We start from the raw sequence: 22,931 nt of genomic DNA, 5'->3' as shown, positions 1-22,931 counted from the left end.
GCTTTAGCGACCGTAACACGAGTGAAGAGACGGATTTCGGATGTCAAACCAATCTGTCTCTTCGCTTTCTACCGAGATAACGCAGTCGTAGCTGTTGCGTCTAGCGAAACTACAGTGCCAATTGATACTATATCTACAGTACGTACAGACGGCCTCGTGTCTCCCGGGTTCAGGTACTTCAGAGGACTCCGTCCCCTTTTGTTCGGCTTCAAAATTCATATTATTACTTGTCTCTACATGCAAAGTGTGTCCAATAAGCCAATAATCGGGCCGATAGTCAACCTATGGCCCGAAATGAGCGCCAGTGTCGGGATGTTTATCCTGGGAGTGCTCTCTGGTAGTATGCTTGCGACCACAGGAACAAATGGAGCGAACGGGAGTCAAATAGAAGTTTCACTCACGTTCACTGGCCTACTACTGAATAACGCGACTGTCTATTTCCTCATGCTCCTTGGCAGTATTACCTTCGGAGTGACAACTATATTTCTCCTCTTCAATACCGGCTTACTGGTGGGCACCGTTACAACTGCGGGTTTACGCTCCGGTTCGAATCTCACCGACATATTGGTGCTGATTGGGACCCATGGTATCGTTGAACTCTCGGGGTTCCTGATTGGAAGTGCAGTTGGACTGCGGATCGCTAGGAATATGCTGCAGTATTTACGAAAGCAGCGAGACAGCGTGATCGAGCCAGAAGCGCTACGACAGTACACCATATTAGCTTGCTTCGGACTGTGTATAATCATCGTAGCTGCCTTCATCGAAGCTGAGATAACACGACAGGTATATCGGTTACTGCAGTGAGGCTCGGTTTCGTCGCGGGGCACGGGTAAATCGGCATATACAGGTGCTGTTGTCAGTCACTCCACCGGGAAAGAAATAAAAAGCAGGAGGATGCAGCAGGTGGCAGTATTCAGTGTTATGACGAGCGGGCCAGCTGCTGGTGCAGTCTCAGACCACTCTCCGATATAGCGCCCAGTCATCGATCGTCCACCACTCACGGCGGTTCGGCCCAGAGGGGCCGACCCACGCCATGTCCGGATGGCGGACGGAACTGACCTGAGGGACGCGGACGACGTAGGGGTCTCCGTCGGTCCCTCGCTCGTCGTCGGTCCAGAAGTCGGCGACAGTGCAGGCGTCCAAGTCGGCGTCGGGTCCCTCGATGGTTCACCATCAACTCGCGGAGCGGGCAAACACCGAGACGGTCTCTCGGGCCTTGAACAGCGGGCCCAGGCTCGCTCTGTTCATCGCTTGTGGTCCCGTCCGGGCCACCGGTCCAGCTCCGGGCCGTTTGCGGGCCTATCTGATTTCGGCGCCACGGACGTTCGTCTGCACGCTCCGGAGTCCCTGCTTTGCCTTCTGTTTCGACGAGTACCCCTGGCCGCCGTCGGCGAGTATCTCGCCGTTGTCGTGGCGGAGCCGCCAGCGCCACTTCGCGCCGGCGTCGGCAAACAGCTCGAAGGTGGCGCTGCTGGCGCCCTCGTCTACGGGCTCTTCGTCTTTCGACAGGTCGACGACGTCCGCGCCCGGCGCGTTCTTCCGGACGCTCTCGAGGCCCTGTTTTGCCTTCTGCTTTGAGGCGTACCCCTCGCTGCTGTCGGCGATGATGTTGCCGTTGTCGTGGACCAGCCGCCAGCGGTACTCCTCGGCGTTGTCCTCGTAGAGGTCGAAGGTGGCCTTGCTCGCGTGGGCCTCGGTGTCGATGACGCCTTTCTCCGCGGGCCACTCCATCTCGATTTCGAGGCTGACCGTCTCCCCATCCTCTTCGAGTTCGACCTCGAATTCTGGGTCGGCCGGCATCTCGACGGTGACGGTCTGTTCCTCGTCGGCCGGCACCGGCTCACCGCGCCCGAGCCGCCGGGCCAGCCGGCGGAAGTACGTCGCGAGCCCGCGGCGGCTTCGTGTCTCCTCTCCCTCGTAGATGGTCTCTTCTGTCATACGTGCTGGTATACAGATGGCCCGCATATAGTGATACCCCCGCTGGCGACTGGGCCCCAGGCCCAATCATTTACCTGTATCCGTGACTGAGAACAGCTGATGGGTCCAGACGAGCCACCCGCGGGAGAGCCACTCGGTGACGAGCCGCCGGTCCCCTGTGCGGACTGTCGCGCCGCGCTCGCGTCGCCGTCCCGCGAGACGATCTCGTTTCTGTTGCTGGACCAATTTACCGTCCCGGTCGTCGGCTGTTCGGACCACCTCGAACAGTTCCGCGCGGTCTGTGGCCTCACGACGGAGGGTCGAGCACAGCTTCTGGGCCACCAACCGGCCGGCGGTATCACCTGCCCCGGCTGTCGTCACGCCTCACACGGCACCAACCACGCGCTGTTGCCGGTCGACGGGGGCGCCGCGGTCGTGCTGGGCTGTCCGGACCACCAGTCGACCATCGTCAGCCGGTATCAGACCGGCCAGCGGACCCGCCAGCAGCTCTACGGCAACGTGGACTCGTAGGATAACGGCGGGCGCCCTCAGAGGGCGATGTACGCGGCGACGGCGAGACAGGCCACGCCGACGGCACGTGTCGCCCACACCCAGCGGTCCGGGATGGCGTCGTCGCTACCGTACTCCCCGCGCCGGCGACGCGGGCCCCCGGAGACGACCGATAGCTTGAGCGCAGCCCGCGGCGCGACCAGCAGGAAAAGCCCGAACAGGGCGCCCAACCCGACCGCGAGGAGCTGGCGGATATCGACCATCTACGAGCGGAGCCGGCGGATGCGCTCCTCGGTCGGCGGGTGCGTCGAGACGATCTTCGTGAGGAGGCTGTCGGAGTCACCGAAGATACACAGCGCACTCACCTGGTCGTCGATGGCGGAGTCGCGGGCCCGCTCGTGACCGCCGGATATTTTCTCCAGGGCCCGGGCGAGCGGGTCACCGCCGCCGATAGCGTCTTTCGCGTCGGCGTCGGCCACGTACTCGCGGTACCGGGAGATGGCCAGCACGAACAGCATCACGAAGAACTGGACGATGTTCCCGACGATGATGGCCAGGAAGAAGTCGGCGATGTCGTTGTCCCCCGTCGCGAGGACGATGAACTGCGCGGCGATGCCGACGATAGAGGCGATGCCCTGCCCGATGACCATCGTCACCACGTCGCGGTTGGCGATGTGGGCCAGCTCGTGAGCCAGCACCCCTTCCAGTTCGTCGTCGTCGAGCAGCTGCATCAGCTCCGTCGAGACGACGACGACGCCGGCGCCCTTGCGGCCGACGGCGAAGGCGTTTGGCACGCCCATCCGGGCGACTTTCAGTTTCGGCTTCTCGATGCCCATATCGCGGGAGAGCTGGCGAACCTGCTGGTGGATGTGGGGGTACTGTTCTTCCGAGAGGTCCTCAGCCCCGACGCTTCGCAACGCGGCCCACTTGCCGATCTTGTACTGGACCCCGATCAGCAGGACGCTGCCGACGACGGCGATGGGCCAGATGTTTGGCCCGAAGGCAACCATCGCGAACGCGACGACGACCAGGTAGAACCCGGCAAGGATAGCACCGACGACCGCCATGCGTAGCTTCAGGCCGACGTGTTTCATGTGGTGAGCAGTTGAACACTGAGACGTAAAAACCCATCCGAACACGGCGGTCGGGGTGGAACGCCCGTGAGGCAAGGAGAGCGCCCCAACTGGTATGCATCAGAGCGGTCAGTACGGACGTATGAAGCAACGCCAGAAACACAAGCTCGCGGACACCGCCCAGCAGATCGTCGGCGGGTTTCTGCTCGCCGGCCCGTTCGTCGTCACCCAGGAGGTGTGGCTGCTCGCACAGAACATGACGATGTTTCACAGTCTCTTTCTGGTCGGCTCCGTCATGGCCATCGGCTACGGCGGGCTCTACGGCGCCGACAACGACCGCGACCCCCGGACCGAGGCCGCTGTCGTCGGGATACCGGTCCGGTTCATCTCGGTGATGCTGGTCGCCTTCGGGTCCGTTGGAACGCTGGCCTTTGCCATCACCGCCCCGGACCTGTTTCTGAGCGAACTCGACGAGTGGCCCAGAATGCTGGTCACGTTCCGGGCACTCAGCGTCGCCGCGGTGTTTTCGGTCGTCGGCGCGGTGACGACCGACAGCCTGTTTTAGTTCCCCTGGAGGACGTCGAGGGTCTGCTCGTCGACGGACTGGCCCTCTCGGCCGGCTGTGTAGGCCTTGGCGATGGCGATGGCGCGGCCGGTTTCGGAGTCCCCGAGCGTCGGGGAGAGTTCCGATTCTAGGAGTTGCGTGGTCCAGTCACAGTCCTCGTAGTCGATGTCGCCCCGGACGAGCGCCAGACAGAGCGAGACGACGATGGCGTGCATCGCCGAGGTGACGTAGCTCGTCTCGGCGCCGGCGGCGGCCGCCAGCCGGTCGATATCCACCTGGGTCTGGTTGGTCGTCGCGGCGAAGAGGACGGCCCCCGCGCCCAGCTCGGCGGCGGTGAACTCCTCGCTGTCCCCGTCGAAACGCTCAAGCGAGCGGCGGCTCTCCGCGAGCACGGCCTCGGAGAGCTCCAGTTCCGACACGACGTTTTCGACGATGTCCCCGGCGTCCCGCCGCGGGATGTCCGCGTCGACCACCTCGTCGAGCCTGTCCAGCCACTGTGCGACGGCGCGCGGTTCGAACCCCCGGCTGTCGCTCACCTCGCCGATGTCTATGTCGCCGTCACTCATCCGGGCGGCGGCGACCACCGTCGCCGCGGCGAGTTCCGCGGCGTCCGCCACGTCGGCGTCCGCGACGGCGTCGCTGACCATCCCGCGGGCGAGCAGCCGGGTCGAGGAGTCTATCGACAGTTCCTCGACCAGAGCGTCGATCTCGGTCTCGACGGCGTCGGCGGTGAGCGCGGTCCCGGCCTCGTCCCCGCCGGCGGGAATCCAGACGTCGACCGAGCCGGCCCGCTTGCGTTCGAGCCGCCCGTCGTCGGCCAGCCCCTCCAGCGCGTCCTCGGCGGCCGACTCGCTCGTGTCCTGTGTCTTGGCCACGTTGGCCGTCGTCGGGAGCTCGTCGGGGTAGACCGACCGGACGGTCTCGAGGACGGCATCGGCCGATGCGGACGCCGCGTCCCCGGCACCATCCGCGGCGGTCGCCCCGTCGCTCGGTGTGGTGTCGGCGGCCCCCGACGCCGAACGACCGCTGCGCTCGGTCTCGCTGTCCGCCCCGTCGTCCGCGTCGGACTGGCTCTCGTCGCCGGGCTGGTCGGGCGCCTGGGCGGCCGGTACCACCCGGTAGCGGTCGTTTTCGAGCCGGTCGTCGAGCAGGTCCCGCAGGTCGCGACAGCGGTTCTGGACGGTCACCTCGCTAGTGCCCGTCACGCTCCCGAGCGTGCTCTGCTCGTAGGTGTCGTCCAGCCCGTTGACGAGCGCGGCCAGCGAGAGGACGCCACCGACCGTCCCGGCGGGCGCGGGCCCGCCCGAGACGACCGTCGGGTCCAGCGCGAACGCGTCCTGGAGGAGCCGGTGGGCGACGGTGATGAGTTCGTCCGGCATATCGACGGCCTCGCCAAAGCGCTGGACCAGCGAGTTCGGGTGGGGAGGTACCTCCTCGATGTCGAAGTAGTCGGCGACGGCCTCGAGCTGCTGGCTGGTGATGGCGATGTCCGGGTCGGGCGCGTCCATCGCCCCCGCCCAGGCGCCCGCGATATCCTCGTCACGGACCGGCAGCCCGTCCTCCCGCGCGGAGAGGGCCAGCGCGGCGGCAGCCGTGTTATCGATCCGCTCCTCGTTGACGTCCGGCTCGTTGCGGAGCTGGTCCAGTCGGACCAGCGTGATCTGCATCGTGTTGTTTGGGATTTGCAGCTTCTCGCATACGTTCACGAGCCGGTTTTGCACGGCATTATCTGAGGGACTAGCCATTATTGGCCGTTGTACACCTCAGGCTGTTAAGTTTTGCATACTATCAGCAAACGAGTCGCTCGCTCTGGCGGCCAGCGGTGCGGTATCGACCGGAACGGCGTCACCGCTGACCGGTGCCGACGGTGGTGCATACACAGTGTAATCACCCTAATATTCATCAACACGTGGACGTGTACCGTGGTGCATGGATAGCTCGGTCCGGGTGCTCCACGTGGACGACGACCCGGATTTCAGGGAGCTGACGGCGCGGCTCCTCGAACGGGAGGACGACCGGGTCACCGTGACGACGGCGGCGAGCCCGGCGGAGGGCCGGGAGCACCTGCAGTCGGGGGAGTTCGACTGTGTCGTCTCCGACTTCGACATGCCCGGCGAGTCGGGCATCGCCTTCCTGGAGACCGTCCGGGCCGACTACCCCGACCTCCCTTTTATCCTGTTTACCGGGAAGGGGAGCGAGGAGGTCGCAAGCGACGCGATATCGGCGGGAGTCACGGACTACCTCCAGAAGGCCATCGGCTCCGAGCAGTACGAGCTGCTGGCAAACCGCATCGCTACGGCGGTCGAACAGTACCGCACCGCCCGCGAGCTGGAACGCCAGAACGACCTCTTCGAGAAGGCCGAGATCATCGGCAACGTCGGCGCCTGGGAGTACGACATCGTCTCGGACACGACCTACGTCTCCGACGAGGTCCTGCGCATCCACGGGCTCGATACCGACGAGGAGCTGCCCCCCGAGGAGTCCTTCGAGTACTACCACCCCGACGACCGGGACGAGCTCCGACAGGCCTTCCGGGGCGCTATCGAGGAGGGAGAGCCCTACGACCTGGAGCTCCAGATGCGGGACGCCACCGGGACACAGCGGTGGGTTCGGACACGCGGGGAGCCCCAGTCCGAAGACGGCGACATCGTCCGGGTCCGGGGCATCCTCCAGGACATCACCGAGCCAAAGCGCCGCGAGAAGAGGCTCGAACGCCAGAACGCCCGGCTGGAGGAGTTCGCCCACGTCGTCTCTCACGACATCCGCAATCCCTTGCAGGTGGCGAGTGGCCAGCTCGAACTGGCCAGACGGAGCGGCGACCCCGAGGCGTTCACGGGGGCCCAGGAGGCGTTGGCCCGGATCGAGACAATCGTCGAGAACCTCCTCACGCTCGCGCGCCACGGCCAGACCGTCCACGAAACGGAGCCCGTCCAGTTGCGTGAAATCGCACAGGAGGCCTGGGAGACCGTCGAGACCGGGGGGCTCACGCTGTCGGTCGAAACGCCGGTCGAGCTGGCGGCCGACCCCAAGCGGCTGCGACAGCTCCTGGAGAACCTCTTTCGGAACACAGTCGAACACGGTTCCGCGGGCCGTCCGGACACCGTCGAGGATGGCGCAGCGAGCAATCGAAACGCGTCCCGTCCCGATGACGCCGTCGAACGGAGCGAGGGCGCCGAAACAGTCGAAATCGGGGAGATACAGCCACTCGTTACCGCGACGCGAGCCAGCGGAGACACCTCGAACGGGTTCTACGTCGAAGACGACGGGGTCGGCATCCCCGACGAGATCCGCGAGAAAGTGTTCGGGTCGGGGATGACCACGGCCTCGGAGAGCACCGGCTTTGGCCTGTCTATCGTCACACAGATCGCCGAGGCCCACGGCTGGGAGGTGACGGTGACTGACAGCCAGGACGGCGGCGCGAGGTTCGAGTTCACCGAACAGCCGGCCGGCAAGGCCCGGTGAGCGAACCGCAAGCGCCGACGGTCGGGGCGGGCGACTGGGACAGAGCCCACATGTGTCTGAGTACTAGAAGGAGATGCAACGGCCTGTCGGGTCGTCGGTAGCGCGGGCCGCGGGCGAGCGGGCCAGCCTGAGTTAGTGGCCCATCGTATCAAAACTACTGCTTTCAGGGGCCTCAGGCGAGGGATTGCTGGCCGTCCGGATACCGGTTAGCACTGAGTTGGGTCCGAAAAGGGTCGAGTTGGTTCCCAGAGCCCCCGCTTCGAGAGAAGCTTCTTGTTGTTCGTTTGAGAAGTGTCGGTCGAAATGGCCACAATCGTCATCGGGTCCGTCCCGACAACGGAGTTCGCCCTGGCTCACACGTTCGAAGCACTGCCCGAGGTCACCTTCGAGAGTGAGCGAATCATCGAGAGCGGCGACGACGCCGTCATGCCGCTGTTGTGGGCCCGCGACGCGGACCGCGAGCCCCTGGAAGACGCCATCGACGGCGACCCGACGGTAAACAGCGTCACCTTGCTGGCCGATTTCGGCGACGAGTTGCTGTACCGGATGGACTGGGTCGACCAGGTACAGTTGCTGTTGCACATGCTGACAAACTCCGAGGCGACGATACTGGACGCCCACGGCCGGCCCGACGGGTGGCGCCTCCGGGTGATGTTCCCGGACCGGTCCCATCTCTCGGAGACTCACGAGTTCTGCTCGGACCACGGGATGGAGTTCACCATCGAGTCCATCCGGGAGATGGACGGCCAGCCCTCGGGGCGCTTTGGCCTCACCGAGAGCCAGTACCGTGCGCTCATCACGGCCGTCGAGGCGGGGTACTACGACGTGCCACAGGAACACACCCTCGAGGAGCTGGCCGAGGAGTTCGAGATATCACACCAGGCGCTCTCCGAGCGGCTCCGGCGGGGGACCGAGTCGCTCGTGGAGGACACGCTGTTGGTCGGGACGCCCTCGGAGCGCTAGCGGAACCGCTTGAGCAGCCGCACTAGGACACTCGCGACGACGCCCGCGCCGCGTACCCGCGTCGAGAGCGCCGCCGCCCCCAGCAGGAGAGCGCCCGCCCAGCGGTCACCGCGGCGAACCGCGACGGCGGCGTCGACGAGCGTAGAGACGATAGCGAGGTTATCAAGCGGTGAGCCGCCTGTCTGTGTTTTCATTGCGGGCCGAGATACGAAAGCTGCGGGCGAGAGCCCACCCCCTGTAACTGCGGGGTGTTTATACGGCCGGCGGCGTCGCTGCCGGAGGTGTCAGGCCTGTGCAGTGTAGCCGGCCTCGTCGACGGCGGCCACGAGCGCGTCCTCGTCGGCGTCGCCCTCGACCGTCGCGGATGCACCCTCGTGGTCGACAGCGACGTCGGTGACGCCCTCGACCTCGGCGAGGGCGTCCGCGACGCTCTGTTCGCAGTGCTCACAGCTCATCCCTTCGACGGTGAGTGTCGTCGTCATACACCCATCCCTAGGGGAGAGGGATTTAAGCCGATTGTCCCTTTGACTACCGGCGTCTCGGCCTGCGCTCGCTTTCGATTGTGGAGTCAGACTGCCCGGATACTTTTATCGCTGGGATGAGTGGGGACGGTATGCGCGACCTCGACGACACCGACATGGAGATTCTTCGGCTGCTGCTTGCCGACGCCCGGCGGCCCTACAGCGAGATAGCGGAGACGGTCGGGCTGTCGGCGCCGGCCGTCTCCGACCGGGTGACACGCCTGAAAGAGGCCGGCGTCATCAACCGCTTTACCGTCGATATCGACCGGTCCCAGCTCCGGACGGGGATTCCGGTGTTGCTCACCCTCGAACCGGCCGCGAGCGACCCGAGCGGGTTGGGGAGCGCGCTGCTGGAAGCCGACGCCGTCGAACACCTCTTTACGACCGCGGAGGCCGACCTCGTGGTGTTCGCCCGCGTGCCCGACAACGACGTGGCCGACTGGCTCGCTGACACGGTCGATATCGACGCCGTCGCCGAGTTCGACGTGGAGCTGCTGGCCGGCGCCGCGTGGTCGCCCGACCTCGGCGGCACCGAGTTCGCCCTCTCCTGTGCCCAGTGTGGCAACACCGTCGACAGCGAGGGCACCGCCGCGCGTATCGACGGCTCGCTCTACCAGTTTTGCTGTCCCTCCTGTGAGGCCCGCTTCAGCGAGAAGTACGAGGAACTACAGGAGGGAGCCGACTGAGACGGGGGGTGTCCGAGCGGGACACACGGACGGGCGCGTGTCAGCGCAGGTCGGAGATTCGGGCCCGGTAACACCGGTGTCAGCGCGTATTCAAGTGCCAGCAGTGCGTAGCAAAGGGTATGACAGTATCCACACCAGGTATCCACCACGTGACCTGTATCGCGGGCGACCCACAGCAAAACATCGACTTCTGGGTCGAGACGCTCGGCCTCAGACTCGTCAAGCGGTCGGTCAACCAGGACGACCCCGGCACCTACCACTTCTTCTTCGCCGACGCGGAGGGGACGCCGGGGACGAGCATGACCTTCTTCCCGTGGGAGGGGATGCAACAGGGGAAGGTCGGCTCGGGCCAGGTCGCACGCACCGCGTTCCGGGTGCCAGAGGGCAGCCTCGACTACTGGGAGGAGCGCTTCGACGAGTACGGCGTCGACTACGAGGACCGCGTCGAGCGGTTCGGCGAGACCGTCCTCCCCTTCTCGGACCCGGACGGGCTGCCGGTCGAACTGGTCGCGGTCGAGCTCCCCGAGGACGAACCGACGGTGCCGTGGACGGAGTTCGTTCCCGAGGAGTACGCCATCCGGGGCTTTCACTCGGTGACGCTGTGGCTGGCCGACCCCCAGCGCACCGAGGAGTTACTGCTGGAGATGGGCCTAGAGGAAGTCGGCACCGAGGAAGCCGAAGGCGACACACCCGGTGACGAGCGGACCCGCTTTGCCGCGGGCGGGCCCGTCGGGAAGTACGTCGACGTCCTGCCGACCATCCAGGGCGGCCGACAGGGCCACGGCGTCGTCCACCACGTCGCCTTCCAGACGCCGACCGACGAGGACCAGCAGGCGATGCGGGAGGTCATCCAGTCGGACGGACTGCGCCCGACCCAGCAGATAGACCGCCACTGGTTCCGCTCTGTGTACGTCCGGGAACACGGCGGGGTTCTCTTCGAACTCGCCACGAGCGGCCCGGGCTACACCAGCGACGAACCGCTGGACGAGCTGGGCGAGCGGCTCGTCCTCCCCGGCGAGTTCGAGGCCCGCCGCGAGGAGATCGAGGCGCAACTGACAGAGATTACCGTCCCCCGAGCCGAGTCGGCCGCGGCCGACGACTGATACTGTAGCGCCGGACGAGCGCGCCGACCCGCCGGGGTCCTGGTACCGTGACCCTCGGAAGGGTTATCCGCGGCCCGGGTGTACATTTGTTCGTAATGGCAAACGGTAAGGTTGACTTCTTCAACGACACTGGCGGCTACGGTTTCATTTCGACTGACGACGACGATGTAGACGACGACGAGGACGTTTTCTTCCACATGGAGGACGTCGGCGGTCCGGACCTCGAAGAGGGGCAGGACGTCGAGTTCGACATCGAATCATCCCCGAAGGGACCCCGCGCGACGAACCTCGTCCGCAACTAACGACCGATCTACCCGTCGTCACGGACGGCGGAGGCGGCGTTCTTTTCCGAGATCCGTCCCGAAGACACGCAGTGTTCAGTCGGACGGCCGGTAGCCCCGCCCCAACAGGACACAGAGGACGTTCAGCCCGACGAGGGCCAGAAAACGGGTCGGCGCCGACGCCGCGAGGTCCGTTGCCAGGCCGCCGACGATGGCAAACGGCAGAAAAATCGTTCCCCAGAACGCCATGGCGCGGAGCATCTCGGCCACGTAGCTGGTGTAGGTGAGTACGCCGGTGACACAGCGCCGGAGTGTCGCCGCCCCCGGCGTTTCGGGTCCCGGGCCCATACAGAGACGCCCGGAACCATGCCCCAAGAGTAAGTGCCGTGTAACGGTCGGACGGCTACCGGACGGTGGCCTCGCCGACGGTCTCGGCGAAGGCGACAGTCTCTTTCACGTCGGTTATCTCCACCTCGACGCGGTCGCCCGGTTTGGTGCCCGGGACGATGACGATGAAGCCCCGCTCGACCTTGGCGATGCCGTCGCCCTGGTCGCCGAGGGTATCGATAGAGACGGTTCGCACCTCGCCCTCCTCGACGGGCGGACCCTGGGAGTGCGAGGGCGCGGGTTCGGGACGGGATACCGACGACGGCTCCGCCGGTGACGGCTCCGAGTCGGCCGCCTCGGCCTCGTCGGCGGCGAGCAGGGCGATTCGGTAGGTCCCGTCGGTGTCGATGGAACCGTTCTCGACGAGTTCCGGGGGGATAGCGACGGTGTACCGGTCGCCCTCGTCCTCGACCGAGGTCTCGAACAACAGCCGCAGCGAATCTGATATCTGTGTCATTGTCCACGCTACGCGTTCCAGGGCTAAATCCTACCGGAATTGAACTGGATAATTCGGCCCCATGACGAGTCAGACAGCGGACAGTAACCATGGGGGATTTTGCCGGAGGGCGGATATGGCCTGATATGGACGGCTCCGTACCGCTCAGACTCTGGTACGTGGGCATACAGGTCGTCTCTGCGGCCGTCCTCGCCGTCACCGGCTATCTCGTCTACACGCGACCCGACACACACCACAGGCGGGAGTTCGTCGCCTACGCCGTCGTCCAGACCGGCTGGCTACTGGTGGCCACGGCGAAGTTCCTCAGCGGAGCGCCCGAACTCAAGTACGCCCTCAGCCTGCTTACCGACCTGCTTGCGGTCGGGGCCATCGCGACCCTGGGTTACTTCGCGACGGCCTACACGAACCGCTCGATGTCGCCCCGACGGCCCCGGAACGCCCTCTTTCTTTGCTGGCTCGTCGTCGCCGTCGGCGGGATACTCACACAACCGGTGTTTGGCCTGCAGTACGCGTCGGTCGTCTACCGGCAGGAACCGACCGCGTACCTGGCCGTCACGCCCGGGCCGGCGTACCTGCTGAACGGGGCGGTGGCAGCCGTGGTCGTGCTGGTCAGTCTCGTCTATCTGGCCCGGCTGTTCGTCAGTTCGGCCCACAGACCGACCAGCTCCGTCCTGTTGCTGGTCGCCGCGGCGGTCGCCTCCTTGCTCCCCCACGCGGTGTCGACGCTGAACGCGGTGCCGCTGTTGCCCGGCTACGACTCGACTGTCTTCGGTATCGTCCCGCTGACCGTCCTCCTGGCGTACACCGTCTTCTTCAGGGGCGAACTCGACCTGGCACCGATGGCACGGGCCGACATCGTCGACGAGATAGACGACGTCCTGTTCGGGCTGGACGATGCGGGACGGGTCGTCGATTACAACGCCGCCGCCGAGCCGCTGCTCCCCGTGGACGTGGACACGCCCGTCGGGACGGCGCTGTCGGCGCTGCTGCCCGGCCTGGACGCGGAGCTGTCCCTTCCGGACGCGGGCAGTGACGTCACGGCCACCTATTCGACGGTCGTCGACGGGCGACGGACCCACTACGCCGTGTCGGTCTCGCCGATAGTCGAGCGGGGCACCGTCGCCGGCTACACGGTGGTCCTACGGGACGTGACCGCGGTCGAACGGTCCAGCCGGGAACTGGCGCGCCAGAACGACCAGCTGGAGCGGTTCGCCAGCACGGTCGCCCACGACCTCCGGAACCCGCTGCAGGTCGCCGACGGCGCCGCGACGCTTGTGTCCGGACAGCTCCGGACCGCCGACACGGCCAACGCGGCCGCGGCGGCCGACCACATGGACCGGGTGACCGACGCGCTCGGCCGAATCGACGACCGGCTGGACGAGCTACAGACCCTCGCGACACACGCCACGTCCGTGACCGAGACCGAGGCTGTCGACTTCGAGGGAGTGGTCCGGACGGCCTGGCGCGACGGCAACACCGCGGGGATGACCCTCGACGTCGCGGAGGCCGGGACTATCGAGGCGGGACGGGGCCGGCTTGCCAGCGTCTTCGAACAGCTCGTCCGCCACAGCCGGGACCGGGACGCGGCCCGCGTCGAGGTCGCACTCACCGACTCCGGGTTCACCTACCGGGACGACGGCCGTCGGGTCCCCGGCGCGGACCCCGACGAGGCACGCCACTCCGACACGGCGAGTGCCCCGCCGACGGGACTGGGGCTGGAAATCGTGCGGACGCAGGTCGAGTCCCAGGGGTGGGCCGTCGATATCGAGGGGACTGACAGCGGCACCGCCTTCGTGGTCACCGGCGCGGAGACGACGGTCGGGGTGACGGGATGAGCTGGGCTCTGGGACCGGGGCCGGGGCTACACCCCGTCAGAGCGGTGTACCTGTCCGCCCTCCTGGTCGGCGTCGTCGGTATCGGGCTGATGAACGCCTGGATCGAGCGGGGGCAGTCGACGGCCCGAATCCGTGCGGTGATACCGCTCAACACCGCCGCGATGGCGTGGGGCAGCGTCGCCGCCGTCGAACTCCTCGTCGTCGACCCAGCGCTTGGCCGCTGGCTCGTCTACCTCCGCACCGCGCTGTCGTACGTCGCGGTCGTGGCGTTTGTCTACTTCGGGACGGTGTACAGCGGCCGCTCGACATCGCTCCGGCGACCGTTCAACGCCGTCTTCCTCTGTGGGATGACGGCCGGCTTTCTCGGGCTGGTGACACAGCCCTGGCTCGGCCTCCACTTCGACCCGCTGGTCCGTTCGACCGACCCGTTCCCCTACTATCGGACCGGCTTTGGACCGCTGTGGCAGCTGAGCTTCCTGTGGTCGTATCTCGGTATCGGGGTGTCGCTGTACTACCTGGCGGAGCTGGTCGCCACCTCCAAGCACCGGCCGGGGCGGCCGCTCGTGGTGTACGTCGCCGGCATGGTGCTCGGGCTCGTCCCCGGCGCGGTGACGTTCGTCGGGGCGGTGCCGACGCTGCCGGGCTATGACCACACCGTCCTCGGGCTCAGCGTCGTCAGCGTGACCACCTGCGTGGGCGCGTGGCTCGGGATGGTGGAGATAGCGCCCATCTCCCGTGACAGGCTGCTCGAAACCACCGGCGACGGGCTGGTTATCTGTGACGACGACGGGACAGTCGTCGACCACAACGGGGAGGCCCGGGCGTTTTTCAGCGTCGAGGGGAGCGCCGTCGGGTCGCCGCTGTCGACGGTGGCACCCGCGCTGGCATCGGTCCTCGACGGCGGCACCGCCTCGGGCTCGACAGCCGAGTTCACTGACGACGGGCGGCGGTACTCGGTGGTCGTCTCGCCCGTCTCCGACGGGGGGACGGTCGCGGGGTCGGCGCTGTTGATACGGGACGTGACCGAGCGGACGGAGAACCGCCGGGAGCTGCGCCGCCAGAACGAACAGCTCGACGAGTTCGCGAGCAGCGTCTCCCATCACCTCCGGAACCCGCTGCAGGTCGCCGCCGGCCAGACCGAGCTCGCACGGGAACGCATCGGTGCCTCGCCGCCGGCGGACGTGGAGATGGACCGGCTCGACGACCTCGACGGGGCCTTAGAGCGGATGACCGCCATCATCTCGGACCTGCGGACGCTGGCCGAGCAGGGCAAGTCAGTCGAGTCCACCGAGCCCGTCGCGTTCGAGGCGGCGGTTCGGACCGCCTGGTCCCACGTCGACACCGGGGCCGCCTCGCTGTCCGTCGAGAACGACGGGACGATAGCCGCCGACCGGAGCCGCCTGCTCAGCGTCCTGGAGAACCTCAGCAGGAACGCAGTCGAACACGGGTCCACGGGCCCCGGCTCGCAAGCTCGGCAGGACGGCGTGGAATCCGGACCCGCGGACGGGCGCGACTGCGAGAGCCTCACCGTCACGGTCCGTCTCACCGACGACGGTTTCGTCTTCGAGGACGACGGTCGGGGCATCGACGCCGACCACGAACAGCTGTTCGACTACGGCTACACCACCAGCAGCGAGGGGACCGGGCTGGGCCTGCGCATCGTCGAGACCATGGCCGAGTCCCACGGCTGGTCGATTCGAGTCGACCCCGAGTACGACGGCGCCCGGTTCGTGGTGAGCGGCGCGGTCACGAGCGTCGAGCCGGCCGGGGTGTCGGCCGCCGGCGAGGGCCGGCGCGGCATCTGAGCGAACGCGGGCGTGGCCCGCGGAGAAGCGGTTCAGCCGGCGTGGCTATCGCCGGTCGTCTGGTCGCCGCGTCCGGCACCCGCTATCCCAGCGTCTCACGCGACCCCGTCGAGGGCAGCCGCGATAGCCTCCAGCTGGGCCTTCCGGAACGGTCGCTCGGCCTCGTCGGGGTCGTCGGTCTCCAGCTCGCCAATGGCATGAAGGATGCCCCCGCGCATCTGCGGTTTCGGCGGGAGCCCGTCCGTGTCGATATCGTAGCCGACGGCGTCACAGATCGCGGCCAGGGCCTCCTTCGTAAAGGCCGTCGACTCGACGCGTTCGTATCGGCCGACGGCCGTTCTGATGTCGTTTCGCAGGTCGTCGACGGTCGGTGACATGGCCGGAGTGACGGCCCGACCGGTGGTGTCGGTTGCGGTTCCGGTGCCCGGCTGCGACGGGTTCGGAACCAGGTGCCACGGGCCAGTGGCGTGTTGCTACCCGGAACCAGTCATCTCGTCACCGAGCAATCACCGCAAGGACCAAGACACTCCTAATCGCAGAGACACATATATGCATCATCCTGGGCCGCCACGGTTCGTGGCCGCCGGTGACGAGATAGAGCTCGCACCGCGGGACCCCGACCCGACGGCATCCTACAGGTGGCAGCTCGTACAGCTCCCCGAGGACTCAAACACAGCAGTGGGCGACGACCCGGTCGAGCAGCTGGTGCCGGACGTCCCCGGCACCTACGTCGCGGAGCTCACCGCGCCGGATGGGCCCCACCGGCTCACCGTCCGGGCGTTCCCCAGCGAGCTCTCCCCGGCCGGGGTCGCAGGGTCCTCCGGCGTCTCGGGCCGCCGGAGCGGGCAGGTCAGCGGCGGCATCAGCGGCGGGCGAAGCGGCGGCGTCAGCGGCTCGGGCAGTTACGGCGAACTCGGCACGCGCGAGAAGGGCGAGGGCGGCCGGCCCCGCCTGACGCTCACGCCGGTGGTCGAGGGCGACGACGCGGTCGTCAGGGCCGACCCACAGCCCCACCCGAACGCGACGGAGACGGCCGACGACCTGGCGGTCGAGTTCCTGCTGGACGACCGCGACGACGTCGACCCCGGCGCCGTCACCGTTGGCGAGCGCGAACTGCGGGTGCCCATAGAGGCCGTCGGCGACCGGCTGCGCGTCCACGCGGTCGCGGTCGGCGAGGACGGCTACAGCGTCGCCGACGCCGCCGAGTTCGAGCGCGACGAGGAGCCACTCGCGACCGACGGCGGCACCGCCGTCCAGACCGGCGGGACCGTCACGGCGAGCCAGCCCTACCACCCACCGGAGTGGGCCGAGGAGTCGGTCATCTACGAGATATACATCCGCACCTTCGGCGGCGACGAGGGCGAGGCCTTCGACGCCATCGTCGACCGGCTGGACTACATCGAGTCGCTGGGCGTCGACACCATCTGGCTCACGCCGGTGTTGCAAAACGACCACGCCCCCCACGGCTACAACATCGTCGACTTCCTCTCTATCGCCGACGACCTCGGGACCCGCGAGGACTACGAGCGGTTCATCGACGCCGCCCACGACCGCGGCATCAAGGTCCTCTTTGACCTCGTCTGTAACCACTCCGCCCGGACCCACCCGCACTTCCAGGCCGCGGTCAACGACAAATCGAGCGAGTACCGCGACTGGTACGAGTGGCGCGGCGACACCGAGCCCGAGACGTACTTCGAGTGGGAGCACATCGCGAACTTCAACTTCGATCACCTGCCGGTGCGCCGGTACCTGCTTGACGCCGTCGAGAAGTGGCAGCCCCTGGTCGACGGCTTCCGCTGTGACATGGCGTGGGCGGTCCCGAACAACTTCTGGCGGGAGATACACGACTACTGCAACGAGGCCGACGACGACTTCCTCCTGCTCGATGAGACCATCCCCTACATCGCGGACTTCCAGGCGGGCCTGTTCGACATGCACTTCGACTCGACGCTTTACTTCTCGCTGCGGCAGGTCGGCAACGGCGAGGACGCCGAGACGGTGCTCGACGCCATCGACGAGCGCGAAGAGGCCGGCTTCCCCGACCACGCCTCCTTCATGGTGTACGCCGAGAACCACGACGAGACCCGCTACATCGTCGACTACGGCAGGGAGGCCGCCGAGGCCGCCGCGGCCGCGACCTTCACCCTGCCGGGCGCGCCGATGATCTATGCCGGCCAGGAGTTCGGCCAGCGGGGCCGTCGCGACGAGCTGGCGTGGGACCACGCCGACGACGAGCTGCGCGAGTACTTCGGCTCGCTCGCGGACGTGCGAAAGGGGACAGCCGCGCTGTCGACTGACGGCGAGGTACGGCGAGTCGACTACACCGTCGAAGACGGCTGGGACGACCGCGTGGTTGCCTACGCGCGAGCGACGGCGGACGAGGCGGTGGTCGTCGTCCTGAACTTCGGCGAGGAGCCGGCGACGGTGTCGGTGCCCGAGGAAGCCGCCGACCGCGACATCATCGCCGACGAGAACGTCGGCGCCGACGGCGGCGCGGTCACGGTCGACAGCGCCGTCGTGTTGCCCGCCGATAGCCTCGTCCGGTAGCGACACTGCGTGGTCGGTATCGGAATTGGGGCTGCACCGCGGTATACACCCGGTCTGTAACATTACGTGAAACCACAGGGATTTATTGAGAGCGTTGTCTTGTGGTAGCCATGCGACTTACGACAGCGCTCAACGAGTACAAGAAAGCTCGTGGCGAGCGCTTCCCCGAGGAGAGCAAGACCGTCTCTGGCTCGTTCTCGGGACATGGGGATCGCCTGGTGCATATCGGGACACACGGTGCGTTGCGGGACTACTCCGATTCACTGTCCGGTCTGTACGGTATCGACCGCTCTCAGCTCGGCATTCAGGTCGGGGACGAGACACGGTGGTTCAGCGACCTAGAGACCATCAGGCAACACTACTACCGCGACACCCGTCTGGTGGAGACCGAGTACGACGCGGGGAGCTTCACGGTCCACCAGTACGACCTGACGCTCGGGCGCGCACACGCGACCCACGTCGAGGTCCGCGGGACCGTCCCGCAGGGCGCGAAACTCGTCGCGTTCGTGACGATGGCGCCGGAGGGGAAAGACACCGGCGTCGGCTCGCTCATCCACGAGGACGGCGGCCCGGACGGCTCCCGCGTGCTCGAAGTGTACCACCGCCAGGAACACGACTACGTCACCGCCTCGACGGGGCTCGACGAGGTCCTCGGCCAGCGCCCCGAGCGCCTGGGCGAGATACTCGAAGACGACGCCATCTACTTCCCGCGCCGGCGCGGCACGGAACGGCGCGACCAGACCCGCCTGACCGGCGACTTCCTCGTGACGGCCCCCCTCGAACGGACCGGCCGCTCCAACAGCACGACGCTCATCACACAGCTTTCCGACCACTCGGAGGTTGACCGCGAGCAGGCCATGGCCGACGTCAGCGTCTGTGCCGAGACCCACACGACGGCCTCGGACCTCCGGGAGTCCGCGCGCGACCGGACCCGGATCGAGGTACCGGAGTCGCTGCCCCGGACCGAGAGCGTCCGGACGGACCTGCGGGTGATGGACCTGCTTTCCTCGCCGTCTGGCGGGCGCATCGCCGCCCCCGAGTTCGACCCGTTCTACGAGAACTCCGGGGGATACGGCTACGTCTGGTTCCGCGACGACGCCTCCGTCTCGCGGCACCTGCTGGAAGCCGGCGACCGGTTCGACATCGAGACCGACGACCTCCTCGCCGAGAGCGCGGAGTTCCTCTGTGAGCGCCAGCTCGCGGACGGCACCTGGCCCCACCGCGTGTGGGCGACCGACGGCTCGCTCGCACCGGGGTGGGCGAACGCGAACGTCGAACACAACGACGAGTCCCCCGAGTATCAGGGCGACCAGACCGCCACCGTCACCGCCTTCCTGGCGACGCTGCTTCGCACCCGACACGGTCGGCTCGACGACTCCCTGACCGTCCAGATCAGAGACACCATCGTCGAGGCGGTCGACGCGCTCTCCCGCGACGTGGCCGACAACGGGCTCCCCTCGGAGTGTCAGAACGTCTGGGAGGACTCGGTCGGACAGTTCGCCCACACCGCCGCGGCCTACATCGAGGCCTTCGCGGCGGTCGCGCGGGCGCCCATGACCAACCAGATAACCGAGCGGAGTATCCACGGCGCCGAGCGCGTCATGGACGGGCTCGAAGCGCTCTGGGACGAGGAGATGGGGGTGTACGTGATGCGCCTGACCGGCGACGAGGTCGACCACCGCATCGACGCCGCGGCGCTGAAGCTCACGGACGCCTTCCGGGAGTACGACGCCGTCGAGGGCGTCGAGCTGACCGACGAGCAGGTAGCGCGACTGGCCGACCACGTCAGCACGACGCTGGATACCCTGTTCCGGAATCCGCCCCACAGCCAGGTCGCTGGGCTGGTCCGCTACGAGGGGGACCGCTGGCGGATGCAGGAACAGGACGGCGAGAAGATATGGTCCGTCACGACCGGCATCGGGGCGGTCTCGGCCGCCCAGGTCGGCGTCATGCTCAACGAGCGCGGCGAGAACGGCGACGCCTACCTCAACCGCAGCAGCGACCTCTACGAGCTCATCGCCGACGACGGCCCGCTGGCCTCCGACGCTGGCTATCTGGCCGAGCAGGCCTTCGACTCGGGCGAGCTCGACAGCGCGACGCCGCTTGGGTGGTCCCACGCCATCCGGCTCCACGCCACGGCGCTGCTCGATGACCTCAACGCCCTGCCGACGACCGCCTCAACGACCGAGGCGCCCGACGAGATGCCGACCTGGACCACCGGCGAGAAGTTCGGTGTCGGGACCGTCGCCGACCACGACGAGCCGGACTCCTCGCGGGTCTGGTTCACCCTCACGGAGGGCGCACTGACCGAGGCGCGGTTCCCGCAGGTCGACCTCCTGAACCTCCGCACGCTGGATTTCATCATCCGGTGTAACGACGAGTCGGACTACGCGGTCCGGACCCACAAGGAAGACCGGCGCAACACCGACACCATCGAGCGCCGCGTCGAACCCGTCGATGACGAGGCCCTGCTCTTTCGGCACACTTTCACGGAGACCGGCGACGGACAGGGCCACGCCTGGGAGCTGACCGTCGACTACGCGGCCGACCCCGAACACGACGCCATCCTCGCGAACGTGGCGTTCACCGCCGACGACGGCCACAGCTACGACGTCTTCTCGGCCGCGAACGTCTCGCTGACGAGCACGAACAGCGTCGACCGCGGGCTCCGGTACGGCGAGGCGGAGAACTTCCACCTCGTCGCCCGGAACCCCGAGGCCTACACGGCCGAGACGGACAACGAGTTGCTGGTCGACGAGGAGGGCGACGCCCTCTCGGTCGCGCTGGCGATGGCGGCCCAGAGCCGGTTCGACTGGGCGACGGTCGGCGCCGCCGGCAGCGAGCGGCTGAACGCCCTCTACACGAAAGGGGAGCTGCCCGAGCCGGTCGAGTCCGTCGACGGCGAGAACGTCGTCCTCATAGGCCGGCTTGGCACCGGCGCGACGGCCGAAGAGACCGTCGCGCTTGGCTTCGCCCGCCGGGCCGACACCGCTGCCGCGCTCGGTGAGGCCGACGGGGCCCTAGACCGCGGCCACCAGACCGTCACGGAGGCCTACGCACAGAGCTGGGCGGACTACCTCGCCGACAAGGAACTGCCCGACTCGGTCCGGGACGACCCGGACCTGGCCAACCAGTACCGCAGTGCCATCATGACGCTGATGGCGGTCGAAGACAAGACCTACCACGGCGCCTCCATCGCGTCGCCGTCGGTGCCGTGGGGCGAGGCGGTCTATGCCGGCGAGCCCAAGAACTACGGCTACAACTTCGTCTGGTCGCGGGACCTCTATCAGGTCTTTACCGCCTTCGACACCGTCGGCGCCCTCGACATCGCGGCCCAGCAACTGGAGTACATCTACGAGTTCCAGCAGGACGAGGCCGGCTTCATCCCGCAGAACACCTACGTCAACGGGACGACCCGGTGGGGCGGCGAGCAGATGGACAACATCTCGTTCCCGCAGGTGATGGCCTACCACCTCGCCGAGGCCGGCGTCGACTTCGAGGACGTGAGCTACGGCTACGAGAACCTTCGGCGGTCGGCCGACTACGTCGCCCGCAACGGGCCCGAGTCGTCCCAGGAGCGCTGGGAGGAGGAGGCCGGCTTCTCGCCCTCGTCCATCGCCGCGGAGATATCCGGGCTGGCCTGTGCGGCCAAGCTCGCGCTGGCCGAAGGCGAGGAGGCCGACGCGCTCGTCTGGCTCGCGCTGGCCGACCACTGGGCCAACAACGTCGAGGACTGGACCGCCACCGAGACCGGGACCGAGCAACACCAGCACACGCCCTACTACGTGCGGGTGACCCGGGACGGGAACCCCGAGGCCGGCCACCTCCGGACGCTGGCAAACGACGGGCCGACGCTGGACGAGCGCAACATCATCGACGGCGGCTTCCTCGATCTCGTCCGGCTGGGCATCAAGCCGGCCGACGACGAGACGATGGTAAACAGCGTCGACGAGGTCGACGACACCATCCGAGTCGACGTCGAGGACGCCCCGGGCTTCTATCGCTACAACGGCGACGGCTACGGCGAGCGGGGCCGGGACGACCCCGGCGCGCCGTGGTCCGTCGAGCACAAGGGCAAGGGTCGGCTGTGGCCCCTGCTGACCGGGGAACGGGGCGAGTACGAGCTGCAACTCGACGACCCGACCATCGAGCCCGAGACCGCGCTCCGGGCGATGGAGCAGTTCGCCAACTCCGGGCGGATGCTCCCCGAGCAGGTGTGGGACCGCGAACACGAGACCGACTACAACTGGGAGTTCGGCCAGGGCACCGGCGGGGCGACCCCGCTGGCCTGGGCGATGGCCCAGTACATCCGGCTGGCCCACAGCGTCAGTGCGGGGACGCCAGTCGAGACCCCCGAGTTCGTCCACGAGCGGTATCGGGAACAGGCCCTCAACGAACCGGACCGCAGCCCGGCCCTGCGCGTGGACACGCAGTTCCGCGGCAACGACCTCGTCGTCTCCGGTGAGACGACGGGGGTGAAAGTCGTCATCAAGACGCCCGTCGAGAGCGTCATCCTCGACGTCGACGACGGCAAGTTCGAGGAGGCGCTGGCCGTCGAGCCCGGCGAGAACCAGATCATCGTCGCCGCCGCCGACAAGGCCGACCTGGAGTCGGCCGGCACGACGGTCTGGCGGATGAGCCTGTAGTCGACGAGGGCGCCGTCGGTCCGGTCCTCGTACACGTTGGTGCCGCGTTTTAGCAGTACAACAGCGTATACGAGCCAGACATAGAGTGGGAAGAGCGACAGTAGAGCGACGAGAGATTAACCAACATTTTCCGGGTCGAGGGGGAATCGTTGGTTAAACCCTTCAGGGTCAGC

The 22,931-nt window shown here is 67.1% G+C and carries 21 protein-coding genes; 12 read left to right on the top strand and 9 right to left on the bottom strand.

Annotated elements, in window-relative coordinates:
* A partial coding sequence (locus VJ162_RS12440) for a stage II sporulation protein M (RefSeq protein ID WP_324664703.1) occupies nucleotides 1-804 on the top strand: 804 nt, incomplete at its 5' end.
* 495 nt (nucleotides 805-1,299) lie between these two features.
* On the opposite strand, the gene VJ162_RS12435 is transcribed toward VJ162_RS12440, so the two are convergent.
* Nucleotides 1,300-1,938 (bottom strand): HVO_2922 family protein, encoded by a 639-nt coding sequence (locus VJ162_RS12435; protein ID WP_324664700.1) that lies wholly within the window; start codon nucleotides 1,936-1,938, stop codon nucleotides 1,300-1,302.
* A 99-nt stretch (nucleotides 1,939-2,037) separates the two neighbouring features.
* Between VJ162_RS12435 and VJ162_RS12430 the strand changes: the two genes are divergently transcribed.
* Nucleotides 2,038-2,448 (top strand): hypothetical protein, encoded by a 411-nt coding sequence (locus tag VJ162_RS12430; RefSeq protein WP_324664698.1) that lies wholly within the window; start codon nucleotides 2,038-2,040, stop codon nucleotides 2,446-2,448.
* A gap of 17 nt (nucleotides 2,449-2,465) precedes the next feature.
* Here VJ162_RS12430 and VJ162_RS12425 read toward each other — a convergent pair whose 3' ends face one another.
* The gene (locus VJ162_RS12425; protein ID WP_324664696.1) at nucleotides 2,466-2,690 is read right to left on the bottom strand and encodes a hypothetical protein; all 225 of its coding nucleotides are present in this window, start codon (nucleotides 2,688-2,690) and stop codon (nucleotides 2,466-2,468) included.
* Nucleotides 2,691-3,494, bottom strand: coding sequence for a M48 family metallopeptidase (locus VJ162_RS12420; RefSeq protein WP_407066860.1), 804 nt, complete (start codon nucleotides 3,492-3,494; stop codon nucleotides 2,691-2,693).
* A gap of 148 nt (nucleotides 3,495-3,642) precedes the next feature.
* Here VJ162_RS12420 and VJ162_RS12415 point away from each other — a divergent pair, with 148 nt between their 5' ends.
* On the top strand, nucleotides 3,643-4,065 hold the full coding sequence (locus VJ162_RS12415; RefSeq protein ID WP_324664692.1) for a DUF2391 family protein: 423 nt from the start codon (nucleotides 3,643-3,645) through the stop codon (nucleotides 4,063-4,065).
* On the opposite strand, the gene VJ162_RS12410 is transcribed toward VJ162_RS12415, so the two are convergent.
* Nucleotides 4,062-5,810, bottom strand: coding sequence for a transcription initiation factor IIB family protein (locus VJ162_RS12410; RefSeq protein WP_324664690.1), 1,749 nt, complete (start codon nucleotides 5,808-5,810; stop codon nucleotides 4,062-4,064). The genes VJ162_RS12415 and VJ162_RS12410 overlap by 4 nt on opposite strands.
* A gap of 184 nt (nucleotides 5,811-5,994) precedes the next feature.
* Between VJ162_RS12410 and VJ162_RS12405 the strand changes: the two genes are divergently transcribed.
* Together VJ162_RS12405 and VJ162_RS12400 are read left to right on the top strand one after the other, a co-directional pair.
* A complete protein-coding gene (locus VJ162_RS12405) occupies nucleotides 5,995-7,527 on the top strand; it encodes an ATP-binding response regulator (protein ID WP_324664689.1) in 1,533 nt (510 codons plus the stop codon).
* Nucleotides 7,528-7,830: 303 nt separating this feature from the next.
* Nucleotides 7,831-8,490 carry a helix-turn-helix domain-containing protein gene (locus VJ162_RS12400; RefSeq protein WP_324664688.1) on the top strand — a complete coding sequence of 220 codons (660 nt, stop codon included), beginning with the start codon at nucleotides 7,831-7,833 and terminating at the stop codon, nucleotides 8,488-8,490.
* Here VJ162_RS12400 and VJ162_RS12395 read toward each other — a convergent pair.
* A complete protein-coding gene (locus VJ162_RS12395; protein ID WP_324664687.1) occupies nucleotides 8,487-8,684 on the bottom strand; it encodes a hypothetical protein in 198 nt (65 codons plus the stop codon). The two genes, VJ162_RS12400 and VJ162_RS12395, sit on opposite strands and share 4 nt — an antisense overlap.
* A 90-nt stretch (nucleotides 8,685-8,774) precedes the next feature.
* Nucleotides 8,775-8,972, bottom strand: coding sequence for a heavy-metal-associated domain-containing protein (locus VJ162_RS12390; protein ID WP_324664686.1), 198 nt, complete (start codon nucleotides 8,970-8,972; stop codon nucleotides 8,775-8,777).
* Between the two features lie 131 nt (nucleotides 8,973-9,103).
* On the opposite strand from VJ162_RS12390, the gene VJ162_RS12385 reads away from it, so the two are divergent.
* From VJ162_RS12385 to VJ162_RS12375, 3 genes are all read left to right on the top strand, one after another.
* On the top strand, nucleotides 9,104-9,697 hold the full coding sequence (locus VJ162_RS12385; RefSeq protein WP_324664684.1) for an AsnC family transcriptional regulator: 594 nt from the start codon (nucleotides 9,104-9,106) through the stop codon (nucleotides 9,695-9,697).
* Between the two features lie 119 nt (nucleotides 9,698-9,816).
* Complete coding sequence (locus tag VJ162_RS12380; protein ID WP_324664682.1) at nucleotides 9,817-10,800, top strand: ring-cleaving dioxygenase; 984 nt, start codon at nucleotides 9,817-9,819, stop codon at nucleotides 10,798-10,800.
* Nucleotides 10,801-10,895: 95 nt separating this feature from the next.
* Nucleotides 10,896-11,102 carry a cold-shock protein gene (locus VJ162_RS12375; protein ID WP_324664681.1) on the top strand — a complete coding sequence of 69 codons (207 nt, stop codon included), beginning with the start codon at nucleotides 10,896-10,898 and terminating at the stop codon, nucleotides 11,100-11,102.
* A 75-nt stretch (nucleotides 11,103-11,177) separates the two neighbouring features.
* Here VJ162_RS12375 and VJ162_RS12370 read toward each other — a convergent pair whose 3' ends face one another.
* Entirely contained in the window at nucleotides 11,178-11,429 is a 252-nt protein-coding gene (locus VJ162_RS12370) for a hypothetical protein (RefSeq protein WP_324664680.1), read from the bottom strand.
* Nucleotides 11,430-11,484: 55 nt separating this feature from the next.
* Nucleotides 11,485-11,925 carry a TRAM domain-containing protein gene (locus VJ162_RS12365; protein ID WP_324664678.1) on the bottom strand — a complete coding sequence of 147 codons (441 nt, stop codon included), beginning with the start codon at nucleotides 11,923-11,925 and terminating at the stop codon, nucleotides 11,485-11,487.
* A 125-nt stretch (nucleotides 11,926-12,050) separates the two neighbouring features.
* Between VJ162_RS12365 and VJ162_RS12360 the strand changes: the two genes are divergently transcribed.
* Nucleotides 12,051-13,760: a histidine kinase N-terminal 7TM domain-containing protein gene (locus VJ162_RS12360; RefSeq protein WP_324664677.1), complete on the top strand. Its 1,710-nt coding sequence runs from the start codon at nucleotides 12,051-12,053 to the stop codon at nucleotides 13,758-13,760.
* Complete coding sequence (locus VJ162_RS12355; protein WP_324664675.1) at nucleotides 13,757-15,565, top strand: ATP-binding protein; 1,809 nt, start codon at nucleotides 13,757-13,759, stop codon at nucleotides 15,563-15,565. Before VJ162_RS12360 ends, VJ162_RS12355 begins: the two co-directional genes overlap by 4 nt.
* Nucleotides 15,566-15,660: 95 nt before the next feature.
* Here the strand turns inward: VJ162_RS12355 and VJ162_RS12350 are convergent, their stop codons facing one another.
* The gene (locus VJ162_RS12350; RefSeq protein ID WP_324664674.1) at nucleotides 15,661-15,942 is read right to left on the bottom strand and encodes a hypothetical protein; all 282 of its coding nucleotides are present in this window, start codon (nucleotides 15,940-15,942) and stop codon (nucleotides 15,661-15,663) included.
* A 172-nt stretch (nucleotides 15,943-16,114) separates the two neighbouring features.
* Here VJ162_RS12350 and malA point away from each other — a divergent pair, with 172 nt between their 5' ends.
* Together malA and VJ162_RS12340 are read left to right on the top strand one after the other, a co-directional pair.
* Nucleotides 16,115-18,112 carry an alpha-amylase MalA gene (malA, locus tag VJ162_RS12345; RefSeq protein ID WP_324664672.1) on the top strand — a complete coding sequence of 666 codons (1,998 nt, stop codon included), beginning with the start codon at nucleotides 16,115-16,117 and terminating at the stop codon, nucleotides 18,110-18,112.
* A 110-nt stretch (nucleotides 18,113-18,222) separates the two neighbouring features.
* Nucleotides 18,223-22,758, top strand: a complete 4,536-nt coding sequence (locus tag VJ162_RS12340; RefSeq protein WP_324664669.1) for a glycoside hydrolase family 15 protein — start codon at nucleotides 18,223-18,225, stop codon at nucleotides 22,756-22,758.
* Nucleotides 22,759-22,931 lie beyond the last annotated feature (173 nt).

It is taken from the genome of Haloarcula sediminis (genome assembly GCF_035656455.1).
Taxonomy (GTDB): Archaea; Halobacteriota; Halobacteria; order Halobacteriales; family Haloarculaceae; genus Haloarcula; species Haloarcula sediminis.
This window is presented reverse-complemented; position numbering and strand designations above follow the sequence as displayed.

What these genes read in the sequence shown, in the direction of transcription:
- VJ162_RS12435 (WP_324664700.1), bottom strand. Translation starts at nt 1,938, where the DNA reads ATGACAGAAGAGACCATCTACGAGGGAGAGGAGACACGAAGCCGCCGC.
- VJ162_RS12430 (WP_324664698.1), top strand. Translation starts at nt 2,038, where the DNA reads ATGGGTCCAGACGAGCCACCCGCGGGAGAGCCACTCGGTGACGAGCCG.
- VJ162_RS12425 (WP_324664696.1), bottom strand. Translation starts at nt 2,690, where the DNA reads ATGGTCGATATCCGCCAGCTCCTCGCGGTCGGGTTGGGCGCCCTGTTC.
- VJ162_RS12420 (WP_407066860.1), bottom strand. Translation starts at nt 3,494, where the DNA reads ATGGCGGTCGTCGGTGCTATCCTTGCCGGGTTCTACCTGGTCGTCGTC.
- VJ162_RS12415 (WP_324664692.1), top strand. Translation starts at nt 3,643, where the DNA reads ATGAAGCAACGCCAGAAACACAAGCTCGCGGACACCGCCCAGCAGATC.
- VJ162_RS12410 (WP_324664690.1), bottom strand. Translation starts at nt 5,810, where the DNA reads ATGGCTAGTCCCTCAGATAATGCCGTGCAAAACCGGCTCGTGAACGTA.
- VJ162_RS12405 (WP_324664689.1), top strand. Translation starts at nt 5,995, where the DNA reads ATGGATAGCTCGGTCCGGGTGCTCCACGTGGACGACGACCCGGATTTC.
- VJ162_RS12400 (WP_324664688.1), top strand. Translation starts at nt 7,831, where the DNA reads ATGGCCACAATCGTCATCGGGTCCGTCCCGACAACGGAGTTCGCCCTG.
- VJ162_RS12395 (WP_324664687.1), bottom strand. Translation starts at nt 8,684, where the DNA reads ATGAAAACACAGACAGGCGGCTCACCGCTTGATAACCTCGCTATCGTC.
- VJ162_RS12390 (WP_324664686.1), bottom strand. Translation starts at nt 8,972, where the DNA reads ATGACGACGACACTCACCGTCGAAGGGATGAGCTGTGAGCACTGCGAA.
- VJ162_RS12385 (WP_324664684.1), top strand. Translation starts at nt 9,104, where the DNA reads ATGCGCGACCTCGACGACACCGACATGGAGATTCTTCGGCTGCTGCTT.
- VJ162_RS12380 (WP_324664682.1), top strand. Translation starts at nt 9,817, where the DNA reads ATGACAGTATCCACACCAGGTATCCACCACGTGACCTGTATCGCGGGC.
- VJ162_RS12375 (WP_324664681.1), top strand. Translation starts at nt 10,896, where the DNA reads ATGGCAAACGGTAAGGTTGACTTCTTCAACGACACTGGCGGCTACGGT.
- VJ162_RS12370 (WP_324664680.1), bottom strand. Translation starts at nt 11,429, where the DNA reads ATGGGCCCGGGACCCGAAACGCCGGGGGCGGCGACACTCCGGCGCTGT.
- VJ162_RS12365 (WP_324664678.1), bottom strand. Translation starts at nt 11,925, where the DNA reads ATGACACAGATATCAGATTCGCTGCGGCTGTTGTTCGAGACCTCGGTC.
- VJ162_RS12360 (WP_324664677.1), top strand. Translation starts at nt 12,051, where the DNA reads ATGGACGGCTCCGTACCGCTCAGACTCTGGTACGTGGGCATACAGGTC.
- VJ162_RS12355 (WP_324664675.1), top strand. Translation starts at nt 13,757, where the DNA reads ATGAGCTGGGCTCTGGGACCGGGGCCGGGGCTACACCCCGTCAGAGCG.
- VJ162_RS12350 (WP_324664674.1), bottom strand. Translation starts at nt 15,942, where the DNA reads ATGTCACCGACCGTCGACGACCTGCGAAACGACATCAGAACGGCCGTC.
- malA (WP_324664672.1), top strand. Translation starts at nt 16,115, where the DNA reads ATGCATCATCCTGGGCCGCCACGGTTCGTGGCCGCCGGTGACGAGATA.
- VJ162_RS12340 (WP_324664669.1), top strand. Translation starts at nt 18,223, where the DNA reads ATGCGACTTACGACAGCGCTCAACGAGTACAAGAAAGCTCGTGGCGAG.